The organism is Hyphomicrobiales bacterium (assembly GCA_016710435.1).
GTDB lineage: Bacteria > Pseudomonadota > Alphaproteobacteria > Rhizobiales > Aestuariivirgaceae > Aestuariivirga.
This window is the reverse complement of sequence record JADJVV010000001.1, coordinates 2,918,962-2,939,464: the sequence shown is the minus strand read 5'-3', so window position 1 is coordinate 2,939,464 and position 20,503 is coordinate 2,918,962. Positions and strand designations below refer to the sequence as shown.

The 20,503-nt window shown below is 62.6% G+C and carries 17 protein-coding genes and 3 tRNA genes; 7 read left to right on the top strand and 13 right to left on the bottom strand.

Annotation, left to right across the window (positions count from 1 at the left end):
• The first annotated feature begins 63 nt into the window (after window positions 1-63).
• Window positions 64-576 carry a CreA family protein gene (locus IPM06_14325; GenBank protein MBK8771598.1) on the top strand — a complete coding sequence of 171 codons (513 nt, stop codon included), beginning with the start codon at window positions 64-66 and terminating at the stop codon, window positions 574-576.
• A gap of 211 nt (window positions 577-787) precedes the next feature.
• Window positions 788-1,438, top strand: a complete 651-nt coding sequence (locus tag IPM06_14320; GenBank protein ID MBK8771597.1) for an OmpW family protein — start codon at window positions 788-790, stop codon at window positions 1,436-1,438.
• Between the two features lie 128 nt (window positions 1,439-1,566).
• Here IPM06_14320 and IPM06_14315 read toward each other — a convergent pair.
• From IPM06_14315 to IPM06_14295, 5 genes are all read right to left on the bottom strand, one after another.
• Window positions 1,567-1,644: transfer RNA gene (locus tag IPM06_14315), tRNA-Arg, on the bottom strand.
• 21 nt (window positions 1,645-1,665) lie between these two features.
• Window positions 1,666-1,971: an ETC complex I subunit gene (locus IPM06_14310; protein ID MBK8771596.1), complete on the bottom strand. Its 306-nt coding sequence runs from the start codon at window positions 1,969-1,971 to the stop codon at window positions 1,666-1,668.
• Between the two features lie 45 nt (window positions 1,972-2,016).
• A tRNA-Pro gene (locus IPM06_14305) sits at window positions 2,017-2,093 on the bottom strand.
• Between the two features lie 58 nt (window positions 2,094-2,151).
• A complete protein-coding gene (locus tag IPM06_14300) occupies window positions 2,152-2,646 on the bottom strand; it encodes a DUF192 domain-containing protein (protein ID MBK8771595.1) in 495 nt (164 codons plus the stop codon).
• Window positions 2,647-2,697: 51 nt separating this feature from the next.
• Window positions 2,698-3,279, bottom strand: a complete 582-nt coding sequence (locus IPM06_14295; GenBank protein ID MBK8771594.1) for a CspA family cold shock protein — start codon at window positions 3,277-3,279, stop codon at window positions 2,698-2,700.
• A 313-nt stretch (window positions 3,280-3,592) separates the two neighbouring features.
• Between IPM06_14295 and IPM06_14290 the strand changes: the two genes are divergently transcribed.
• On the top strand, window positions 3,593-4,012 hold the full coding sequence (locus IPM06_14290; GenBank protein MBK8771593.1) for a VOC family protein: 420 nt from the start codon (window positions 3,593-3,595) through the stop codon (window positions 4,010-4,012).
• 1 nt (window position 4,013) lies between these two features.
• Here IPM06_14290 and IPM06_14285 read toward each other — a convergent pair whose 3' ends face one another.
• From IPM06_14285 to IPM06_14265, 5 genes are all read right to left on the bottom strand, one after another.
• Window positions 4,014-4,295, bottom strand: coding sequence for a cupin domain-containing protein (locus tag IPM06_14285; protein MBK8771592.1), 282 nt, complete (start codon window positions 4,293-4,295; stop codon window positions 4,014-4,016).
• Between the two features lie 95 nt (window positions 4,296-4,390).
• Window positions 4,391-5,137 (bottom strand): SDR family oxidoreductase, encoded by a 747-nt coding sequence (locus IPM06_14280; protein MBK8771591.1) that lies wholly within the window; start codon window positions 5,135-5,137, stop codon window positions 4,391-4,393.
• A gap of 28 nt (window positions 5,138-5,165) precedes the next feature.
• Window positions 5,166-5,240, bottom strand: a tRNA-Glu gene (locus IPM06_14275).
• Window positions 5,241-5,326: 86 nt separating this feature from the next.
• Window positions 5,327-7,111, bottom strand: a complete 1,785-nt coding sequence (gene recJ / locus IPM06_14270; protein MBK8771590.1) for a single-stranded-DNA-specific exonuclease RecJ — start codon at window positions 7,109-7,111, stop codon at window positions 5,327-5,329.
• 10 nt (window positions 7,112-7,121) lie between these two features.
• Window positions 7,122-8,426, bottom strand: a complete 1,305-nt coding sequence (locus IPM06_14265; protein ID MBK8771589.1) for a homoserine dehydrogenase — start codon at window positions 8,424-8,426, stop codon at window positions 7,122-7,124.
• Between the two features lie 137 nt (window positions 8,427-8,563).
• On the opposite strand from IPM06_14265, the gene phaC reads away from it, so the two are divergent.
• Window positions 8,564-10,378 carry a class I poly(R)-hydroxyalkanoic acid synthase gene (gene phaC / locus IPM06_14260; protein MBK8771588.1) on the top strand — a complete coding sequence of 605 codons (1,815 nt, stop codon included), beginning with the start codon at window positions 8,564-8,566 and terminating at the stop codon, window positions 10,376-10,378.
• 144 nt (window positions 10,379-10,522) lie between these two features.
• Here phaC and parE read toward each other — a convergent pair whose 3' ends face one another.
• The gene (parE, locus tag IPM06_14255) at window positions 10,523-12,556 is read right to left on the bottom strand and encodes a DNA topoisomerase IV subunit B (GenBank protein ID MBK8771587.1); all 2,034 of its coding nucleotides are present in this window, start codon (window positions 12,554-12,556) and stop codon (window positions 10,523-10,525) included.
• A gap of 203 nt (window positions 12,557-12,759) precedes the next feature.
• Here parE and IPM06_14250 point away from each other — a divergent pair, with 203 nt between their 5' ends.
• From IPM06_14250 to IPM06_14240, 3 genes are all read left to right on the top strand, one after another.
• Window positions 12,760-14,190: a homospermidine synthase gene (locus IPM06_14250; GenBank protein ID MBK8771586.1), complete on the top strand. Its 1,431-nt coding sequence runs from the start codon at window positions 12,760-12,762 to the stop codon at window positions 14,188-14,190.
• A gap of 108 nt (window positions 14,191-14,298) precedes the next feature.
• A complete protein-coding gene (locus IPM06_14245) occupies window positions 14,299-16,074 on the top strand; it encodes an ABC transporter substrate-binding protein (GenBank protein MBK8771585.1) in 1,776 nt (591 codons plus the stop codon).
• On the top strand, window positions 16,074-16,703 hold the full coding sequence (locus tag IPM06_14240) for a DsbA family oxidoreductase (GenBank protein ID MBK8771584.1): 630 nt from the start codon (window positions 16,074-16,076) through the stop codon (window positions 16,701-16,703). The genes IPM06_14245 and IPM06_14240 overlap by 1 nt, the downstream gene beginning before the upstream one ends.
• Here IPM06_14240 and mfd read toward each other — a convergent pair.
• Together mfd and IPM06_14230 are read right to left on the bottom strand one after the other, a co-directional pair.
• Window positions 16,700-20,176 (bottom strand): transcription-repair coupling factor, encoded by a 3,477-nt coding sequence (gene mfd / locus IPM06_14235; protein ID MBK8771583.1) that lies wholly within the window; start codon window positions 20,174-20,176, stop codon window positions 16,700-16,702. The genes IPM06_14240 and mfd overlap by 4 nt on opposite strands.
• On the bottom strand, window positions 20,173-20,448 hold the full coding sequence (locus IPM06_14230) for a succinate dehydrogenase assembly factor 2 (protein ID MBK8771582.1): 276 nt from the start codon (window positions 20,446-20,448) through the stop codon (window positions 20,173-20,175). Before IPM06_14230 ends, mfd begins: the two co-directional genes overlap by 4 nt.
• Between the last annotated feature and the right edge of the window lie 55 nt (window positions 20,449-20,503).

Below are 20,503 nucleotides of genomic sequence, written 5' to 3'. Positions count from 1 at the left end.
ACGCGCGAACCTTGCAATGCCGCCTGCAAACCTTATCTGTGGGGCTCGAGCGGAGAACCCATCATGCGCAAACTTGCGACCAGCCTCATTGCCCTCTTCTGCCTTGCCCTGCCCGCCGTGGCGCAGGAGCAGGACGATCCGGAACTGATTTTCAAGAAGACAACGGTATGGCGGCTGCTTTCGCCGGATGCGAAGCTTGCGACCTACACCATCAATGATCCCGGCGTCGAAGGCGTTGCGTGCTATTTCACCGTGCCGGAAATCGGGGGTTGGTCGGGCTGGGCCGGTTTCGCCGAGGAGGTTTCGGACGTTTCCATCGCCTGCCGCCAGGTGGGGCCGATCGTCATCAAGGAAAAATTCGAGCAAGGCCACGAGATGTATCGCCAGCGCCGCTCTCTGTTCTTCAAGAAGATGCAGATCGTGCGCGGCTGCGACGTGAAGAACAATGTGCTGGTCTATCTATCGTACACGGACAAGCTGATCGAAGGCAGCCCCAAGAACTCGACGTCGGCCGTGCCGATCATGCCATGGGGCAATTCCGCCGCGCCCAAGTGCGGAGACTTCATGACAAACTGACAGGACAATCTGGCAGCAATCTTGCTGTTCAGTGACTTGTTCAGTTGCGAAATCGTTGCGCAATTACAACAGTTTGCAGAAGCTCTGCGTGCTGAGCATAACTGTCGCAGCCTCATTTGATCCAGATCAAATCCACTCCTTCCCGCGCGATTAACCCGGTCGCGGGGGCGAACGCGAGGTTCAGCGTGAGTCCGAATGAAGGAGAATACTGATGAACAAGAAGACTTTGAGCCTTGTGGCTCTCGGACTGGCCGCTGGCTTTGCTGCATTCGCCGGAACAGCTTCCGCTGCTGACGTGACGGCCGATTCCGGCCTCAGCCCCTGGATGTTCCGCCTGCGTGGCATCTACGTGATGCCCGACGAAAAGGCTCACCTCACGGTTCCGGGCAACGTCGATGTGGGTGATGCGATCGTCCCCGAACTCGACATCAGCTATTTCTTCACGGAAAACCTGGCCGCCGAACTCATCCTCGGCACCACCAAACATGACGTCGATGGCGCCACGGGCGGCCTCGCCGGTCTCAACCTCGGCGACGTGATGCTGCTGCCGCCGACACTGACGGCCCAGTATCACTTCAACGTCACCGACGCGATCAAGCCGTACATCGGTGCCGGCGTGAACTACACCATTTTCTACAACGAGAATGACGGCCAGTTCGCCAGCGTGGACTACAAGAATGCCTTCGGCTGGGCACTGCAGGCGGGCGTGGACATCGCCGCCGGCGACAACTGGGGCGTCAACCTCGACGTCAAGAAACTCTTCCTCGACACCAAGGTCAGCGTGAACAACGGCGCTGTGACGTCCGGCAAGGTCGAACTCGATCCGTGGATCTTCGGCGCGGGCTTCTACTACCGCTACTGATCCCCTGCCCAATCTCGGGACGGCAAAACCGGCGCTTCGCGGCGCCGGTTTCTTTTTGCGCAATAGTCAAACACGCGCGACGAAGTGCAAACCGCGAACGCGGAACGTGGCGGACGATTTTTCAGGAATGGCGACCCCGGCTGGATTCGAACCAGCGACCTAGTGCTTAGAAGGCACTTGCTCTAGTCCAGCTGAGCTACGGGGTCCGGGCTGGACGCTGTGGATGTTCAGTGCGTCCAGTTTTCGGTGCGGCCGAAACGGAAGTTGTCGGAATAGGATTTCTTCTGGGTGCGCACGGGCGGCGGGGCCTGCACCACATAGGCCAGCCCTTTGCGGCGGGCGTAGGTCTCGGCTTCTTCCAAGGTATCAAATGTCAGCTTCACCTGGGTGACCGTGTCAGCGGTCGACGTCCAGCCCATCAGCGGGTCGGCGACACGCCTGGTTTCCTGTTCGTGCTCCAGTACCCAATGATCCGTCTTGCCCTTGCCGGACTGCATGGCGTTGCGGGAGGGCTTGTAGATGCGCGCGGACATTTTCAACCTCATCAATATCGTTCCGCCCGGGGGCGGCGTGAAGGCTGGTCGGGGCGGCGGGATTCGAACTCGCGACCCCCTGCGCCCAAGGCAGGTGCGCTACCAGACTGCGCTACGCCCCGACGTGACCTTCGACGGCTGGCAATAACGGGTTCACCCCCGCTCCGCAAGCCTTGAGCATCAGGGCTGCGGCGCCACGGCCTGATCTTCCTCTTCCTTGAAGATCGAGTGGAAGACCTTGTCTTCGCGCTGGATGCCGAGGCGCTTCACGGTGCCGGCGGCGACCTCCAACACGGCCTTCACAGGTTCCTGCACGCTGATGGTCTGCAGGGACAAAGGCTCGGTGTTTTCGGCCACGGCGGCGATGGAACCGTCGGCGCGGATGAACAGCATGTCGAGGGAGATGTAGGTGTTCTTCATCCACATGGCGGCAGGGCGCGGATCGCCGAAATCGAACAGCATGGCGCGGTCTTCCGGCAGCTTGTGGCGGAACATGAGGCCACGGGCGCGCAAGTCATCCGTGTCGGCCACCTCTGCATCGAAAATCCGCGCCTGTGTAGCTGTCACAACAGTCACGGCTTCAATGCGTGGCGGCTCCTGGGAAAGTGCATAACCCGGCAGCACGGACAACGCGCACAATACGACCAGACAGAATACAGTACGAAGCAGCCTCATGGGCACCCGTGTCGATGGGGATTGCAGCGAAAATGCGGCTGACGCCGAAAATCAGTTGGTGTGCGCCGGTCCGGTTTCAAGCGAGAGGCGCACTTCCGTCGCCATCTTGCCCTTGGGACTGTCGCCGTAGCGGACATAGATCCACTGGTCGGGCATCAGTTCGGCAACGGCCGTCTTGCGCATCACTTCCATGTGCACAAAAATATCGCCGAGCCCCTCACCTTCCGAGGCAAAGCCGAAACCACGGGCGCGGTTGAACCACTTCACGCGGGCGCGGACCCAGCCTGTTGAGGCCGACACTTCCGAATGCGTGCGCGCCTTGCGTTCGACGGGATGAATGGCCGTGGAATGATCGACCGAAAGCACCTTGAGGCACTGGTAGCCCTTCTGGCGGGCCACCACTTCGCAGGCGATGCGCGTGCCTTCCAGCGGCGCGTCAAAGCCGTCGCGCTTCAGGCACGACAAGTGAAGCAGAATGTCGGGAAATCCATTGTCAGGGATGATGAAGCCGTAACCACGGCCCACATCAAACCACTTCACGAGTCCATCAACACGAATGATGTTGACGACCGGCTCCGCAGTCACCTGCCCCATGTGCCCGGCAACCGCCGCGCTTTCTTCTTTTGCCGCCATTACATACCAACCCCTGCGGGCTTTAGCCCCAGCCCCGCCCGGAAACTTTGAACAAATATTTAACGATTTGTACAGCGTCTCGAATTCGTGGCGTTGATAACTCACCAGCGCGGCAATGCCAACTTGCGACTCCGCAAATGGTCACTTGAAAAAGAGACTGTAATTCCGGCACTTGTTGCACTTCGTCGGAAGATTTTGTGCAGGTGCTCAGGACGCTCACGCGGACGCGCTTGGCTGCCTCCCGCCGTACGGTGCTGGACAAACGAATCACCAGTCTGGCAATTTGGCTGCGACTCACCCGAAAGGCAGCCACATGAAATATCTCCACACCATGATCCGCGTCTCCAACCTTGAGCAGTCGCTGGACTTCTTCATCAACAAGCTCGGCTTCGTGGAACAGCGGCGCTACGAGAATGAAAAGGGCCGCTTCACGCTGGTGTTCGTGGCCGCGCCCGAAAGCCCGGATGCACCTGTCGAACTCACCTACAACTGGGACCCCGAGGCCTATACGGGCGGGCGCAATTTCGGCCACCTCGCCATCGAGGTCGACAACGTGCACGACTATTGCGCGAAGCTGCAGGCGCAAGGCGTGACCATCAACCGCCCACCGCGCGACGGCCGCATGGCCTTCATCAAGACGCCGGATGGCATTTCGATCGAGGTACTGAACAAGGGCGGCGCGCTGACACCGCAGGAGCCCTGGCTCAGCATGCCCAACACGGGCAGTTGGTAGTCTACCAGACGCCGTCCACGAACTGCGCTTCGCCGTCGCCTGGCCACGGCGGCATGGTCACGCCGATGATGTCGAGTGACGTATCGCCGTCGCAGCGGAATTGAAAGGCGGTGCCGACGGGAATGGTGAGAGAGAGGCCGGGCTCAAGTTGGGTGATCATCTCGTGACTGCCCGACTTTCGCCAGATGCGGCCACGGCCAGCGCTCACGTACCAGACTTCATCGACGGTGTGATGGACGATGGCCTTGGACACCTGCCCCGGCGCAAGACGGAATTGCGCCATGGAGCCACGGACCGTTGCAGAGAGAAGCCGCACCTCCGAGCCATCGGGTGCGATGACGTCCGGCGTGTCCGGCAGCTTCCGATCGCCCGGCGCGATCACGGCATCAATTGTCCGCCGTTCACTTCGATCACCTGGCCGGTGACGTAGCCCGAGGCCTTGCCGCTGGCGAGATAGAGGAAGGTACCGGCGCAATCCTCGGCCGTTCCGAGGCGCTGCATGGGAATGGTCTTCGCTGTTGCGGCCAATTTCTCCGCGCTGGAATAGCGGCTGTGGAAGGCGGTGTAGATCGTGCCCGGCGACACCGCGTTGACGCGGATGCCATGGCCCACCAGTTCCTTCGCAATGGTTTTGGTGAAGGACGAGACGAAGCCCTTCGCGCCCGCATAGATGCTGCCACCCGCGCTGGAACCCTGCCGCGCGGCGATGGACGTGACATTGATGATGGTGCCGTCCTTCTGCTTGATCATCTCGTTGGCCGCGAGGCGGCTGCAATGGACGAGCTGGCGGCAGTTCACATCGAAAACCTTGTCGATGAAATCGTCGGTGAGGTCGGCAAGGGCGGTGCGAGCCACCAGGGTGCCGGCGTTGTTCACCAGGACATCAATACGGCCGAAATGCTTCATGGCTTCTGCCATCAACGCGTCGGGGCCACCCTTCTGGGTGAGGTCGAGCTTGATGGTCTTGATGCCTGCTGCCTCAATAGCTTTGAGTTCATCGCCACCGGCGTGGTAATGCGCCAGCACACGGGCGCCCGCGGCTGCAAAGGCGAGCGACACGGCGCCGCCAATACCTGTGACGCCGCCCGTCACCACAACGGCCTTGCCCTTCAGATCATCAAACATGGAAAGCTCCGCGGATACGGGAGAAAAGTGGCGCGCCCTACGGGAGTCGAACCCGTCTTTGCAACGTGAAAGGCTGCCGTCCTAACCGATAGACGAAGGGCGCACTGGGATGCCAGACGGTGACAAATCACCGAAGGCCGCCGCTCTATAGGTGGCGAAATCCGGCTTGGCAAGCACCAAGACACAACTTCAGCGAACGGGTGCGGCATCCTCGATCTGGAGGCTGGGAACGCGCTTCGCACCCCATTCATCTGCCACCAGCCGCCCGGCGATGTGGAGCGGAAACTGGCGTTCGGAGAGCAGCAATTCCCCCAGTTCCGTGCCCATGGCGCGGAAGGCGATGGCCTTGATGCGCGTGCCGTCGGCGGCCACCACGGTGCAGCGGACGTGATCGCTCCCCGCCGTATCCGCGTAGATGACGCGGTGCGCCGGGAAGACGAACATGGGTGACGGGTGGCCCGAGCCATAGGGCCCCGCCTGCTCCAGCAATTCGATGAGGTCGAGCGTTGCCGCCGTCGCCGTCAGCGCGCCGTCGACCAGGAGGGAATCGTCCCGCGATGATTCCACTTCCTGCGCGAGATACTCGCCGAGGAATTGGCGAAGGTCCCCCAGGCGAAGTTTTTCCACCGTGAGGCCCGCCGCCATGGCGTGTCCGCCGCCCTTGAGCAGCAGTCCGCCTTCCAGTGCGGTGCGCACGGCGCGGCCGAGATCAACGCCCGCGACCGAGCGGCCCGAACCCACGGCAAATCCCGTCTTGTCGTCGATCGCGAGCGCAAAGGCCGGACGGCGGAACCGTTCCTTGAGGCGGGCGGCCACCAGACCGACCACTCCCGGATGCCAACCCGATGCCGCTGCGATGATGACGGCAGGCTTAGCCTCCTTGCCCAGTTCGAGTTCAGCCTGGGCGACGGCTTCATCGACGGCGCGCATCTCGATCACCTGGCGTTTGCGGTTCAGGTCGTCCAGATTCCGCGCGAGGTTGGCGGCTTCTCCGCGCTCGTTGGCCATGAGCAGAGCCAGTGCCTCGTCGGCATGGCCGACCCGTCCTGCCGCGTTGAGGCGCGGGCCAAGCATGAAGCCCAGCGCATAGACATCCGGACGTCGTTTCAGCCCCGCCACATCGGCCAGCGCGGCAAGGCCGGCGTTCTCGCGCCGTGCCATGATCTTGAGGCCCTGCGTGACATAGGCGCGGTTCAGGCCCTTGAGCGGCACCACATCGCAGACCGTGGCGAGCGCCACCAGTTCCAGCCACTGCAACATGTTGGGTTCGGGCCGCTCCGGGGTGTAGTGGCCCTGCAGTCGCAACAGGCGGTTCGTGGCGGCGATGAGGATCATCACTACCCCGGCGGCGCAGAGATGGCCCTGCCCGGACAGGTCATCCTGCCGATTCGGATTGATCACCGCATGGGCCGCGGGCAGTTCGGCGCCTGCCTGGTGGTGATCGACGATGATGGTTTCCAGTCCCAGTCCGGCGGCATGGGCCAGCGGGTCATGGGCGAGGACACCGCAATCCAGCGTCAACAGAACTTGCGTGCCTGCATCGGCGAGTGCCCGCACTGCCTTGGCGCTGGGGCCATAACCTTCGCTCAGCCTGTCTGGCAAATAAACTTGGGCATCGCCGCCCACGGAACGGAGGAAACGCAACATCAGCGCCGCGGACGACACGCCATCCACGTCGTAGTCCGAGATGATACCGATCTTCTCGCCATTGCGAATGCCAGCGGCGAGCCTCTCGGCCCCCTTCTCCATGTCACGGAACGTGGCGGGTTGCGGCATGAGCGAGCGGAGCGTGGGATTGAGGAAGGCTTCCGCATCGTCAATGCCGACGCCGCGCCCCGCCAGCACGCGGCACAGCAATTCCGGCAGATCATGCCGTTGCGCAATGGCCTCCGCCACGCGCACATCCTGCAACCGCGCCTGCCAACGCTGCCCCTTGGCCGAGCGCGTGACATTGAGAAAAGCGGGCGCGGTCATGCGCGTCCCGTCACAGCCGTTCGATTCGTATCACCCGGGGGTGGCCGACGACGTGACCGTCTTTTTCGATCTTGCCCATGGCCTTGCGGATCGACGGTTCCAGGGTGTTGTGGGTGATCAGAATGAAGGGCGCGGTGTCACGCGCCGTGGCGGCGGAGGCGGTGCCGCGCTGGACGATGCTTTCAATCGAAATCTTCTCATCCGCGAGAATGCGGGCGATGGCCGCCACGGCGCCGGGGCGGTCGTGCAATTGCAGCGACACATAGAAGCCGCCCTCGTGGGCCTTCTGCGGGGCCTGCACATAGGCCTTGAGGCTCTTCGCCGGCACGCCGAACACGGGCCGGGCATTGCCACGGGCAATGTCGACAATGTCGCCCACCACGGCAGAGGCCGTGGGATGGGAGCCGGCACCCCTGCCCTCCAGCATGAGGTCGCCCACGAAGTCACCACGGATGACGACGGCGTTGAACACGCCGTCGGTTTCTGAAACGGGAGAATTCTTCGGCACCAGCGTCGGGTGAACCCGCTGCTCGATGCCGCCTTCATGCTGCACGGCAACGCCAAGCAGCTTGATCTTGTAGCCAAGCTCGGCGGCGTTGCGGATGTCTTCCAGCGTGATGGCCTCGATGCCTTCAATGGCGATCTTGTCCACGTTCACCTGCGTGCCAAAGGCGAGCGAGGTAAGGATGGCGAGTTTGTGGGCGGTATCAAAGCCGCCAACGTCAAAGGTCGGATCGGCTTCGGCGTAACCCAGCCTCTGTGCCTCGGCGAGCACGTCGGCGAAGCTGCGGCCCTCGTCCGCCATCTTGGTGAGGATGTAGTTGCAGGTGCCGTTGAGGATGCCGAAAATGCGGCGCACATCGTTGCCCGCCAGTCCTTCGCGCAAGGTCTTGATGACGGGAATGCCGCCGGCCACGGCCGCTTCGAAGTTCAGCATCACGCCCTTGGCCTCGGCGGCCTTCGCAAGTGCAGCGCCGTGATGGGCAAGAAGGGCCTTGTTGGCCGTGACCACGTGCTTACCGGCGGCAATGGCCGCTTCAACCGAATCGCGGGCGGGACCGGAATCGCCGCCGATCAGTTCAATGAAGACGTCGATCTTGTCGGATTTGGCCAGCGCCACGGGATCGTCGTACCAGGCGAGGTTCGACAGGTCATGGCCACGGTCCTTGCCCTTGCTGCGGGCCGACACTGCCGTCACGGCCACGGCACGCCCGCCACGGGCAGCCAGAAGGTCGCCATGGCGTTTCAGGATGTCGAGGACACCCGTTCCGACGGTACCAAGCCCCGCGATACCCAGCCTGAGCGCATTGGTCATTTGTTTGTCTTGTGCCTTCCCGAAATTTGCCGGACTTATGGCCTTCAGGCCCCGATTTGGCAAGGAAAGCCCTTGCCCTGCGTCGCCGCGTCCTTAAATTGAACAGCGCAGATATACCGAGATATACCAAGGTTCTCATGAGCGACAGCAAGCCCGGCCCGGTCTCCGATTTCAGCCTGCCAGATCCCGCACGCTTCGCGCAGAACCTTGCGAAACTGGCGGAACAGGCAGCGGTTCTCGCCAAGACGCTCTCGGAAAATCCCGAGGCACGGCAAATGGAGGCCGAAACCCAGATCGTGCCGATGGCGCAGGTGAGCAAGACGCTGGGCGAAGTGTGGCAGGCCCACATGGCTGACCCGAAGAAGTTCATGGAGGCGCAGGGGCAATTGTGGGCGCAGTACACCGAAGTGTGGAACCGCTCCTGGGGCCGAGCCATGGGCATGCCCGTCGATCCCCTCGTCACGCCCGCCAAGTCCGACAAGCGCTTCAAGGACAAGGATTGGGTCGAGAACACGGTCTACGATTTCATCAAGCAGATCTACCTCGTGTCGACCCGCTGGGCATTGGACCTTGTGAATACCGCGGAGGGACTAGACGAACATACGAAGCAGAAGGCGCGCTTCTATGTGGAAAATATCGCCAACGCGCTCTCTCCCACCAACTCGGTCCTGCTCAATCCCGAGGTGCTGCGCACAACACTCGCCACCAGCGGCGACAACCTGCTGAGGGGACTCGAGAAGTTCCAGAAGGACCTCGGCCAGGTGAAGGGGCGGCTCCGTATCAGCCAGGTGGATGGCAGCGCCTTCAAGCTGGGCGAAAACATCGCCACAACGCCGGGCAAGGTCGTCTTCCGCAACGAGTTGTTCGAACTCATCCAGTACAGCCCGCAGGTGGCACGGACCTATGAGATTCCCCTGCTCATCGTGCCGCCGTGGATCAACAAGTATTACATCCTCGATCTCACCCAGCAGAAATCCTTCGTGCGCTGGTGCGTGGAGAACGGACTCACGGTGTTCATCATCTCCTGGGTGAATGCCGACGAGAAGCTGGGGCGCAAGAGCTTCTCCGACTACATGCGGGAGGGCATTCTCACCGCCATCGACGCGGTGCAGAAGGCCACCAACGTCAACAAGGTGAACACCGTCGGATTCTGCATCGGCGGATCGCTGCTCGCCTCAACCATGGGCTATCTCGCGGCCAAGAACGACAGCCGCATCAACTCGGCCACCTTCTTCACCACGCAGGTGGACTTCGAGAAGGCCGGCGACCTGATGGTCTATGTGGACGAAGAGCAGGTGAAATGGATTGAAGACCGCATGCAGGACAAGGGCTACCTGCCCGGCAACCGCATGGCGGACGCCTTCAATCTGCTGCGCTCCAACGACCTGATCTGGTCCTACGTGGTCAACAACTACCTGCTGGGCAAGGATCCGGCGCCCTTCGACCTGTTGTACTGGAACAGCGATTCAACCCGCATGCCGGCGGGCGTTCATTCCTTTTATCTGCGGGAGTGCTATCTCGAGAACAAGCTCTCGCATGGCAAGCTGGTGGTGGACAATGTGCGGATCGACCTGAAGAAGGTGAAGGCACCCGTCTACAATCTCGCAGCCAAGGAAGACCATATCGCGCCGCTGCCGTCGGTGTTTCGCCTCGGGCGCTATTTTGGCGGGGAAACGACGCTGGTGGTCTCGGGCTCGGGCCACATAGCGGGCGTGGTCAATCCGCCGGCAGCGAAGAAGTATCAGTATTGGACGGACGGCAAATCCGCCACGTCTCACACGGATTGGCTGAAGACAGCGACGGAACATCCCGGCTCATGGTGGCCGCACTGGCTGGAATGGGTCACGGCAAAATCCGGCGACAAGATCGCAGCCCCCGTTCCTGGAGACGGCAGCCTGTCCGTGCTGGAAGATGCACCGGGGTCGTACGTGCGGGTGAGCGGGATCACGTGAGGGGTCGCGTCGTGGCGCGTCGGTGGCGGTGCGCCTTGCAACTCACCACCAAATAACGCCATCCCGGTGACAGCCGGGGCCAAGGGATGGAGGCGCATTGCGGCTCGCGGCACTCCCCCGCGAAGGCGCGCACCCCGTCACGCCTCAGATGTCCAGCCCCTCTTCGCTCACGAAGGCCGCACGTTCGGTGATGAAGTTGAAGCGTTCTTCGGCCTTGTTGCCCATGAGCTGTTCCACCACGCGGGCGGTGGAGGTTCGGGCGGCTTCGGACAGGGATACGCGGAGCAGTGAACGCTTCGCCGGGTCCATGGTCGTTTCCTTCAGCTGCGGCGCAGTCATTTCGCCGAGGCCCTTGAAGCGGCCCACTTCCACCTTGCCGCGCCCCGCGAACTCCGTCTTGAGCAGCTGTTCCTTGTGGGCATCGTTGCGGGCGTAGGCATTCTTGCCGCCCTGGCTGATGCGATAGAGCGGCGGCACGGCGAGATAGAGGTGCCCCTCGTCGATCAGTTTCGGCATCTGCCGGTAGAAGAAGGTGATGAGCAGCGAGGCAATGTGTGCGCCGTCAACGTCGGCGTCGGTCATGATGACGATCTTGTCGTAGCGCAGGTCTTCCTCGCGATAGGAGGCGCCCATGCCGGCCCCCAGCGCCTGGATGAGGTCGGCCAGCTGCTGGTTCTGGGCGAGCTTGTCCTTGCCGGCATTGGCGACGTTCAGGATCTTGCCGCGCAGTGGCAGCACGGCCTGGGTTTCACGATTGCGCGCCTGCTTGGCCGAGCCACCGGCCGAGTCACCTTCCACGATGAAGATTTCAGAGCCCTGCGCCTGCGTGGCGGAACAGTCTGCGAGCTTGCCCGGCAGGCGGAGTTTCCGCACCGCCGTCTTGCGGCCCACTTCCTTTTCCTGGCGGCGGCGCAGGCGTTCCTCGGCGCGCTCGATGATCCAGTCCAGCAAGCGGTCGGCCTGGGCCGGGTGACCCGTCAGCCAGTGGTCGAAGTGATCGGAGACAGCGCGGTCCACGATGCGCACCGCCTCCACGGTGGCCAGCTTGTCCTTGGTCTGGCCCTGGAATTCCGGTTCGCGGATGAAGACCGAGAGCATGGCCCCGGACTGGACCATCACGTCATCAGTCTGGATCACGGATGCGCGTTTGTTTCCAGCGAGTTCCGCATAATTCTTGAGGGACCGGGTGAGCGCGGTGCGAAAGCCCATCTCATGGGTGCCGCCATCAGGCGTGGGGATGGTGTTGCAGTAGGACGAGATGAAGCCATCGTCGCCGCCGAACCAGGCCACGGCCCATTCCACGCTGCCGTGGCCCTCTTCCTTCTCCACCTTGCCGGAGAAGATGTCGTCCACCACGCGTGTCTTGCCTTCCAGCCGTTCGGCCAGAAAGTCCTTCAGGCCACCGGGGAAGTGGAACACGGCCTCTTCGGGAATCTCCTTGTCCTTGAGGTGGACGGGTGCACAGCGCCAACGGATTTCCACGCCACCGAAGAGATAGGATTTCGACCGCGCCATCTTGTACAGTCGCGCGGCGTTGAAGGCGGTACCCTTGCCGAAGATCTGTTCGTCGGGCTTGAACTTCACGGTGGTGCCGCGGCGGCCGGAAATCTTGCCGAGGTTCTCCAATTTGCCCACCGGCTTGCCGCGGCGGAATTCCTGTTTGTAGAGCTGCTGGCCGCGCGCCACTTCCACGATCACGTGTTCGGAGAGGGCGTTCACCACGGATACGCCAACACCATGCAGGCCGCCTGACGTGTCATATGCGCCGGAGTCGAACTTGCCCCCCGCGTGCAGCATGGTCATGATCACTTCGAGGGCCGATTTGTCCTTGAACTTGGGATGGTTGTCGACGGGCATGCCGCGGCCGTTGTCGGTGACGGCGAGATAACCATCGGCAAAATACTCCACCTCGATCCGCGTGGCGTGGCCGGCCACGGCTTCATCCATGGAGTTGTCGATCACTTCGGCGAAGAGATGGTGCAGCGCCTTTTCATCCGTGCCCCCGATGTACATGCCCGGGCGGCGGCGGACGGGCTCCAGCCCTTCCAGCACTTCGATGTCGGCAGCGGTGTAGCTGTCTTCACCGCGCGTCTTGGCAGGTGCCTTGGCAGCCGGCTTTTTCACCTGTGGTGTTTCTCCAAACAGGTCGTCGTCGGATTTGGCAGCGGATTTGGCCATCAGGTCCTGCTTCAAATGTCATGCGAATCGTTCTTGCCAATATGGCGGTTCGGCCTGCAAATCTCAAACCCGTGGCGCAAACGGATTATATCGCGGAAACGCCACAAGAATTCTCTTGCATCGCGGCGTGCAAGCCTTATGAGCGCGCGCGCTTAGCGGCCCATTTCACCCCCCGCGAACATTGACGGCACGAGGAGACTGACATGAGCAACTGGACACTTCACGCGACCTGGAACGGCCCCATCGTCATGGTGGGTTTCGGCTCCATCGGCCGTGGCGTTCTTCCCCTCATCCTGCGGCATATCGGCGGCGACAAGAGCCGTATCACGGTGATCGATCCTTCGACGGCGTCGAAGCATGTTGCCGATGAACTTGGCGTGCGCTTCGTACAGCAAGCGATCACGCGCGAGAACTATGTGAAGGAACTGAAGCCGCTGCTCACTGCCGGCCCGTCGCCCGCATTCCTCGTCAACCTGTCGGTTGATGTGGATTGCCTCGACCTGATGAAACTCGCCCGCCAGACGGGATCGCTCTACATCGACACGGTGATCGAGCCGTGGCCCGGTTTCTACTACAACCCCAAGCTCGGCTCGGCGGCGCGCACGAACTACATGATGCGGCAGGGCCTGCTGGCGCTGAAGCACAAGCTGGGTGCGGGCGTGACAGCGGTTTCCTGCTGCGGCGCCAACCCCGGCATGGTGTCCTGGTTCGTGAAGCAGGCGCTGCTCGACATCGCCCGCGACCTCAAGATTGCACATGACGTGCCGAAGACGCGTGAAGGCTGGGCCAAGCTCATGAAGAAGGTCGGCGTGAAGGGCATCCACATCGCCGAACGGGACACGCAGCGCGCCAAGAAGCCCAAGCCGCTCGATACCTTCATCAACACCTGGTCGATCGAGGGCTTCGTCTCGGAAGGCCTGCAGCCGGCGGAATTGGGCTGGGGCACGCACGAGAAGAAGTTGCCGCCGGAAGGCCGCCGCCACAAGGTGGGCCCTGGCTCTGCGATCTATCTGGAACGGCCGGGTGCCGATACGCGCGTGCGCACCTGGACTCCGGAAGCGGGTCCGCATTTCGGCTATCTCGTGACCCACAACGAGGCAATTTCCATAGCGGATTTCTTCACGGTGAAGTCCGGCCGCAGCGTCAGCTACCGTCCGACATGCCACTATGCCTATCATCCGTCGAACGACGCGGTGCTCTCCTGGCATGAGTTGCTGGGCAATGGCGGCAAGCGCCAGACACACAACCACATCCTCGAGGAAAACGAGATCGTGGACGGGCGGGACGAATTGGGCGTGCTGCTCTACGGCCACAAGAAGAATGCCTACTGGTATGGCTCCAGGCTTTCAATCGAGGAAGCACGCAAACTTGCGCCCTACCAGAACGCCACGGGCATGCAGGTCACGTCCTCTGTGCTCGCAGGCATGATCTGGGCCATCGAGAACCCCAATGCCGGCATCGTCGAGACCGACGAGATGGACTACGCCCGTTGCCTCGAAGTGCAGCGGCCCTATCTCGGCCCGGTGGAAGGCATCTACACCGACTGGAACCCGCTCAAGTCGCGCGTCGGCTTCTTCGGCGATGCGCCCGACAAGCGTGATCCCTGGCAGTTCTCCAACATCATCGCGCGCTGACCGGCGCGCCACAGCTTCACCATCAAGGCCGGGCAGGCTTCGCTTGTCCGGCCTTTTGATTTGAGGCACCTTCCGGCCATCGGCCCTTCGCAATCTACGGGTGATTCCATGCACTTCCTCCGCATTCTGACCGCCACCTTCGTCACGGCCCTGCTGGCCGGAAGTGCCTTGGCGGCACCGCGCCATGGCATTGCCATGCATGGCGAGCCGGCCCTTTCCGCCGATTTCAAGAACCTGCCCTACGTGAACCCCGAGGCGCCCCAGGGCGGCATGTTGCGGCAGGCCATTTCCGGCAGCTTCGACAGCGTCAACCCCTTCATCATCAAGGGCACCGCGGCTTTCAACGTGCGCACGCTCGTTTTCGAAAGCCTGATGGGCCGCAACTGGGATGAGCCCTTCTCGCTCTATGGGCTCCTCGCCGAAAGCATCGACGTGACCGATGACCGCGCGACCTTCACCTTCAAGATCAGGCCCGAAGCGAAATTTTCTGATGGCTCGCCGGTGACGGCGGCGGATGTCGTGTGGTCGATGGAGACGCTGCGGGACAAGGGCCGCCCCAATTTCAAGAATTCCTACTCCAAGGTGAAGAGTGTCGAAACGCCCGATGATCACACCGTCGTCTTCAGGCAGGACGGGGGCGACCGCGAGTTGCCGCTGATCGTGGGGGTGATGCCGGTGCTTTCGAAGAAGAACTGGGAGGGCAAGGCTTTTGACACAACGACGCTGGACAAGGTGGTGGGCTCCGGCCCCTATGTGATCAGCGAGATCAAGGCGGGAGAGCGCATCACCTATACGAAGAACCCGGATTACTGGGGCAAGGCCCTGCCCCTGAACAAGGGGCTGTGGAACTTCGACAGCCTCCGCTACGATTATTTCCGCGACGCCAATGCCGCTTTTGAAGCCCTGAAAAAGGGCGATGCGGACGTGCGGATCGAGACAGACCCCGTGCGCTGGTCATCGGGCTATGATTTCCCTGCCGTGAGCGAGGGGAAGCTCATCAAGGAAACCGTCGAGCAGCGCTCGCCTGCGCCCGCTTCCGGCTTTGCCTTCAACACGCGGCGCAAGATCTTCGAGGATGTGCGAGTGCGCGAGGCCCTCAGCATGGCCTTCGATTTCGAATGGGCAAACGCCAACCTTTTCAGCAAGGCCTACCGCCGGACGTTTGGGTACTACAGCGGCTCAATGCTGTCGTCGAAGGGCAAGCCTGCGGATGCGCGCGAACTTGCCATTATCGGCGAAGGTGGCTTGCGCGCCGACTATCTCGACGGCAGCTACGCACTTCCGGTGAGCGATGGTTCGGGCCGGGACCGCAAGGTGCTGCGCGCGGCTGTGGGCAAGCTCGCGGACGCGGGCTGGACCATCAAGGACGGTGCCATGGTGAACGCCGCGGGCGAGCCCTTTGCCTTCACGCTCACGCTTGGGAATGGCGACCAGGAGAAGATCGCGCTGCATTTCCAGCGTACGCTGCAACAGATCGGCATCAAGGTGGATGTGCGGCTGGTCGATGCAGCGCAGTTTGCCTCCCTGCAGAAGACCTACGACTACGACATGATCCCCGTGACCTGGTACAATTCGCTCTCGCCGGGAAATGAGCAGAAACTCTATTTCGGGTCTGCAGGGCGCACCGCCGAGGGCACGCGGAACTATCCCGGCATCGCCGATTCCAAGGTCGATGCGGCCATTGATGCGATGCTGAAGGCAACGACGCAGGAGGACTTCGAATCCGCCGTGCGCGCCGAGGACCGCCTGCTGGTGGCAGGCCACTACATCATTCCGCTCTATGACGCGGGCGGGCAGTGGGTGGCGCGCTGGACCAGCATCGGCAGACCCCCGACCCAGCCTCTTCCCGGTTTCGAAGCGACAACCTTGTGGCGGGTGCAGTGATGGCGCTCCGCATCGATGTCGTCTCGGACGTGATCTGTCCCTGGTGTTTTCTGGGAAAGCGCAGACTGGACAGGGCGTTAAGCCTCATACATGACGTTGACGTTGAAGTGATCTTCCGCCCCTTTTTCCTCGACCCGAGCATTCCGCCGGAAGGCCTCGATCGCCACGCCTACATGGCGGCCAAGTTCGGCGAGGAGCGGCTGAAGACAATCCATGATCCGCTTGTCGCGGCGGGCGCGGCGGAAGGCGTGCCGTACCGCTTCGACCTGATCACCCGCACGCCCAACACCCTCAACGCCCACCGCCTGCTCCGTCTTGCCCAACCTGCTGGCGTGCAAGCCAATGTTGCTGAGGCGCTGTTCATGGCCTACTGGCACCACGGTCAGGATGTCGGCGACACGGAGGTGCTCACCACCATCGCCGTGATCAACGGTTTCAAAGCCGAACAGATCAGGGACTACCTCGGCAGCGATACGGATGTGGACAAGGTGATGACGGAGGTGACGCAGGCGCAGGAGATCGGCGTCACTGGCGTTCCCACCTTCATCCTCGGCAGCCGCTACGGCGTCGTCGGCGCACAGTCGCCGGAATACCTGGCGCAGTCCATCCGCAAGGCGGCCCAGAGCTAGCTTGCGGCCAATTTTACCAGCGTCTGCATCAACTGCCGCGTACCCTTCAGCCGCGCGGCGGGGGTGGCCCAGTCGCGGATGATGACGAGTTTCATGTCGGCACGCAGCTTGGCGAGTGTGCCCTGCCCCGCAATCCATTGCACCAGTGCTGGCGGGTTCGGGAATGTGCCGTTGCGGAAGGTGATCGACGCCCCCTTGGCACCGGCATCCACCGACTGCACGTTGGCCACGCGGCACAGGAGCTTGATCGAAACAATGTCGAGGAGGTGCTGCACTTCCTCCGGCGGCTTGCCGAAGCGGTCGTGCAATTCCGCGCCAAAGGCATCGAGGTCCGGCTGTTCCTTGAAGTCAGCAAGACGGCGGTAAAGACCGAGCCTCACCTGCAGGTCGGAGACGTAGTCCTCGGGGATCAGCACGGAAGTGCCGATGTTGATCTGCGGCGACCACTGGCTGTCGTCCACTGTCAACTCGCCGGCCCGCATCTGCGCCACCGCCTCTTCCAGCATGGTCTGGTAGAGTTCGTAGCCCACTTCGCGGATGTTGCCGGATTGCTCCTCGCCCAGGATGTTGCCCGCACCGCGGATATCGAGATCATGGCTGGCCAGCGTGAAGCCCGCGCCAAGCGAGTCGAGCGATTGCAGCACTTTCAGCCGCCGTTCCGCCGATCCGGTCATGGCGCGGTTGGCCGGGGTGGTCATCAAGGCGTAGGCGCGCGTCTTGGAGCGCCCCACGCGGCCACGGATCTGATAGAGCTGCGCGAGGCCGAACATGTCGGAGCGGTGCACGATCAAGGTATTCGCCGTCGGGATGTCGAGACCCGATTCCACGATCGTGGTCGACAGAAGCACGTCGAAGGCACGGTCGTAGAAGCCGGTCATGATGTCTTCGAGTTCCGTTGGCGGCATGCGGCCGTGGGCCGTGCGGAACTTCACCTCGGGCACGCTTTCGCGCAGGAAGGCGGCAATTTCATCCAGGTCGGTGATGCGGGGCACGACATAGAAGCTCTGGCCGCCGCGGAAATGTTCGCGCAGCAGATGCTCGCGGATCACCACCGGATCAAACGGAGTCACGTAGGTGCGCACGGCCAGGCGGTCGATGGGCGGAGTTGCGATCAGCGACATGTCCCGCACGCCCGAGAGCGAGAGTTGCAGCGTGCGCGGAATGGGCGTGGCGGTGAGCGTCAGCACGTGGACGTTCGCCTTCATCTCCTTCAGGCGCTCCTTGTGCTTCACGCCGAAATGCTGCTCCTCGTCGATGATGAGAAGGCCGAGGTCACGGAACTTGATGGTGCCTTGCAGCAGCGCGTGGGTACCGACCACGATATCGATGGAGCCATCGGCCAGGCCCTGCTTCACCGCCTCCACCTCTTTCCGGCCCACGAGGCGCGAGGCTTGGGCGAGCCGGAGCGGCAGGTTCTTGAATCGCTCTGTGAAGGTGCGGAAATGCTGGCGGGAGAGCAGCGTCGTCGGCACCACCACGGCCACCTGCTTGCCGGCATAGGCCGCCACGAAGGCGGCCCGCAGCGCCACCTCCGTCTTGCCGAAGCCCACGTCGCCACACACGAGGCGGTCCATGGGACGGCCGCGTTGCAGGTCGTCCAGCACGGCTTCGATGGAGGTAAGCTGGTCTTCCGTTTCTTCATACGGGAAGCGGGCGCAGAACTCGTCAAATGCGCCTTCCGGTGGCGCCAGAATGTCGCCGGACTTCAGTTCGCGCGCCGCCGCCGTCTTGATCAGGTCGTTGGCGATCTCGCGGATGCGTTCCTTCAGGCGCGCCTTCTTCGCCTGCCACGCGCCGCCGCCCAGACGGTCCAGTTGCACGCCTTCCGTCTCGGAGCCGTAGCGCGAGAGCAGATCGATGTTCTCCACCGGAATAAACAGGCGGTCGTTGTTGTGATAGATCAGCAGCAGGCAGTCGTGGGGCGCACCCTGCACGTCGATGGTCTTCAGCCCTTCGAAGCGGCCGATGCCATGATCGACATGGACCATGTAGTCGCCGGGTGACAGGGATGCGAGTTCGGAGATGACATCCGCCGCCTTGCGGGCACGCCGGGCGCGGCGCACCATGCGGTCGCCGAGGATGTCCTGCTCGGCGATGACGGCGATATCGTCCGTCTCGAAGCCCTCTTCCAGTGGCAATACAATGATGTTGGTGAGTGCAGCGGCGCGGGCCGTGACCTCGTCCCAGGACCTGGCATCGGCAATCGCTGCAACATCATGGTCGCGCAGGATGGTGGCGAGGCGCTCGGCGGACCCTTCTGACCACGCCGCCAGCACCACGCGCTTTCCGCCGGCACGCACTGTTTCAATGTGCGTCTTCACCGCCTCGTAGACGTTGCCGCCAACCTCCGCCCGCTCGGCAGCGAAGCTGCGGCCCCTGCGGCCGCCGAAGGAAACGGCATTGCCTTCGGGGCGCTCGAAGGGCGTCACCTCAACCACCGCGCGGTCGGCCAGCAGTTGCTTCCATTCCGCTTCCATCAGGAACAGGCGACCGGGCGGCAGTGGCTTGTAGGGGGCGGCGCCGAAGGTCTGCTTGGTCAGCGCCTCCTTGCGGGCATCGTAATATTCGGCGATCTGCTCATGCCGCGCGGTCACGGCTTCCGGCACGGTATGGCCGAGGCTGATCACGGCATCGGGCAGGAAATCCGGCAGGCGCGAGAGCGTTGCGTGGAACAACGGCAACCAGTGCTCCATGCCCTGATAGCGGCGCGCCGATGTGACGCTTTCATAGAGCGGGTCCGAGGTGTCGATGCCACCGAAGGCCTCCGCATATGATTTGCGGAACAGCGCGACGCTCTCGGCATTGAGCAGCACCTCGTTGGCCGGGTTGATGGTGAGGCGTTTCAACTGCTCGGTGGTGCGCTGTGTCTCCGGATCGAAGGCACGCAGGCTTTCCAGCGTGTCGCCGAAGAAGTCGAGGCGCACGGGTGCCGATTGCCCCGGCGGATAAATGTCGATGAGGCCGCCGCGCACAGCATAGTCACCGGGGTCCACCACGGTGCCCGTGCGGGAATATCCGTTGTCGGCGAGGAAAGCCGTGAGCGCATTGCTGTCCACGCGCTGTCCTGGTGCGGCGGACCAAGAAGCGCCCTTCACCACATCGTCGGCCACGGTGCGCAACAGGATGGCGTTGACGGTGGTGAGAACAAGTATCGGCTTCTGCAGTGGTCGCGCCAGTTCCGCCAATGTGGCCAGGCGCTGGGCGATGATGTCCGCCGATGGAGAAACCCGGTCGTAGGGCAGACAGTCCCAGGCGGGGAAGCGCAACACACGCAAGCCCGGCGCGAAGAAACGGATCTGCTCTTCCAGCTGGGCAGCACTCTGGTCATCCACGCAGACGTGAATGTAGCCGCGTGTTCCTGCTGCCTGCACCAGTTGCGGCAGCACGGCTGCTTCAAGCCCGCCCGGCAGTCCGGCGGCGATCAGGCGGCCGGAGACGTTCCAGCGGGCGGTCAGTTCGGTGATGGCGGTCATGGGCTTACTGCGGGACGAAAGGCGAGAACGGCCTCCAGCATGGGTGAGCGGAGGGGGACCGGGATGTCGACCTGCATCGTGGCATAGGAGAGGAGATCCTGGTCCGGAATATCCAGAATGCGTTCGAAGGCATCCAGTTCGGTTGCATCCATGCCGGCAAGACGCGCCTCGGCAAAACCGCCGACGATGATGTCCATCTCCTTGATGCCGCGCCGGGAGGCGCGCCAGAGCAAGCGCTTGCGGCGGGATTCGAGCGGGTCTGCCAGGGACATGATGGCCTGCTTATAGTGCAGAAGACTTGCACCGCAACCCGTTCCGAAGGACAAC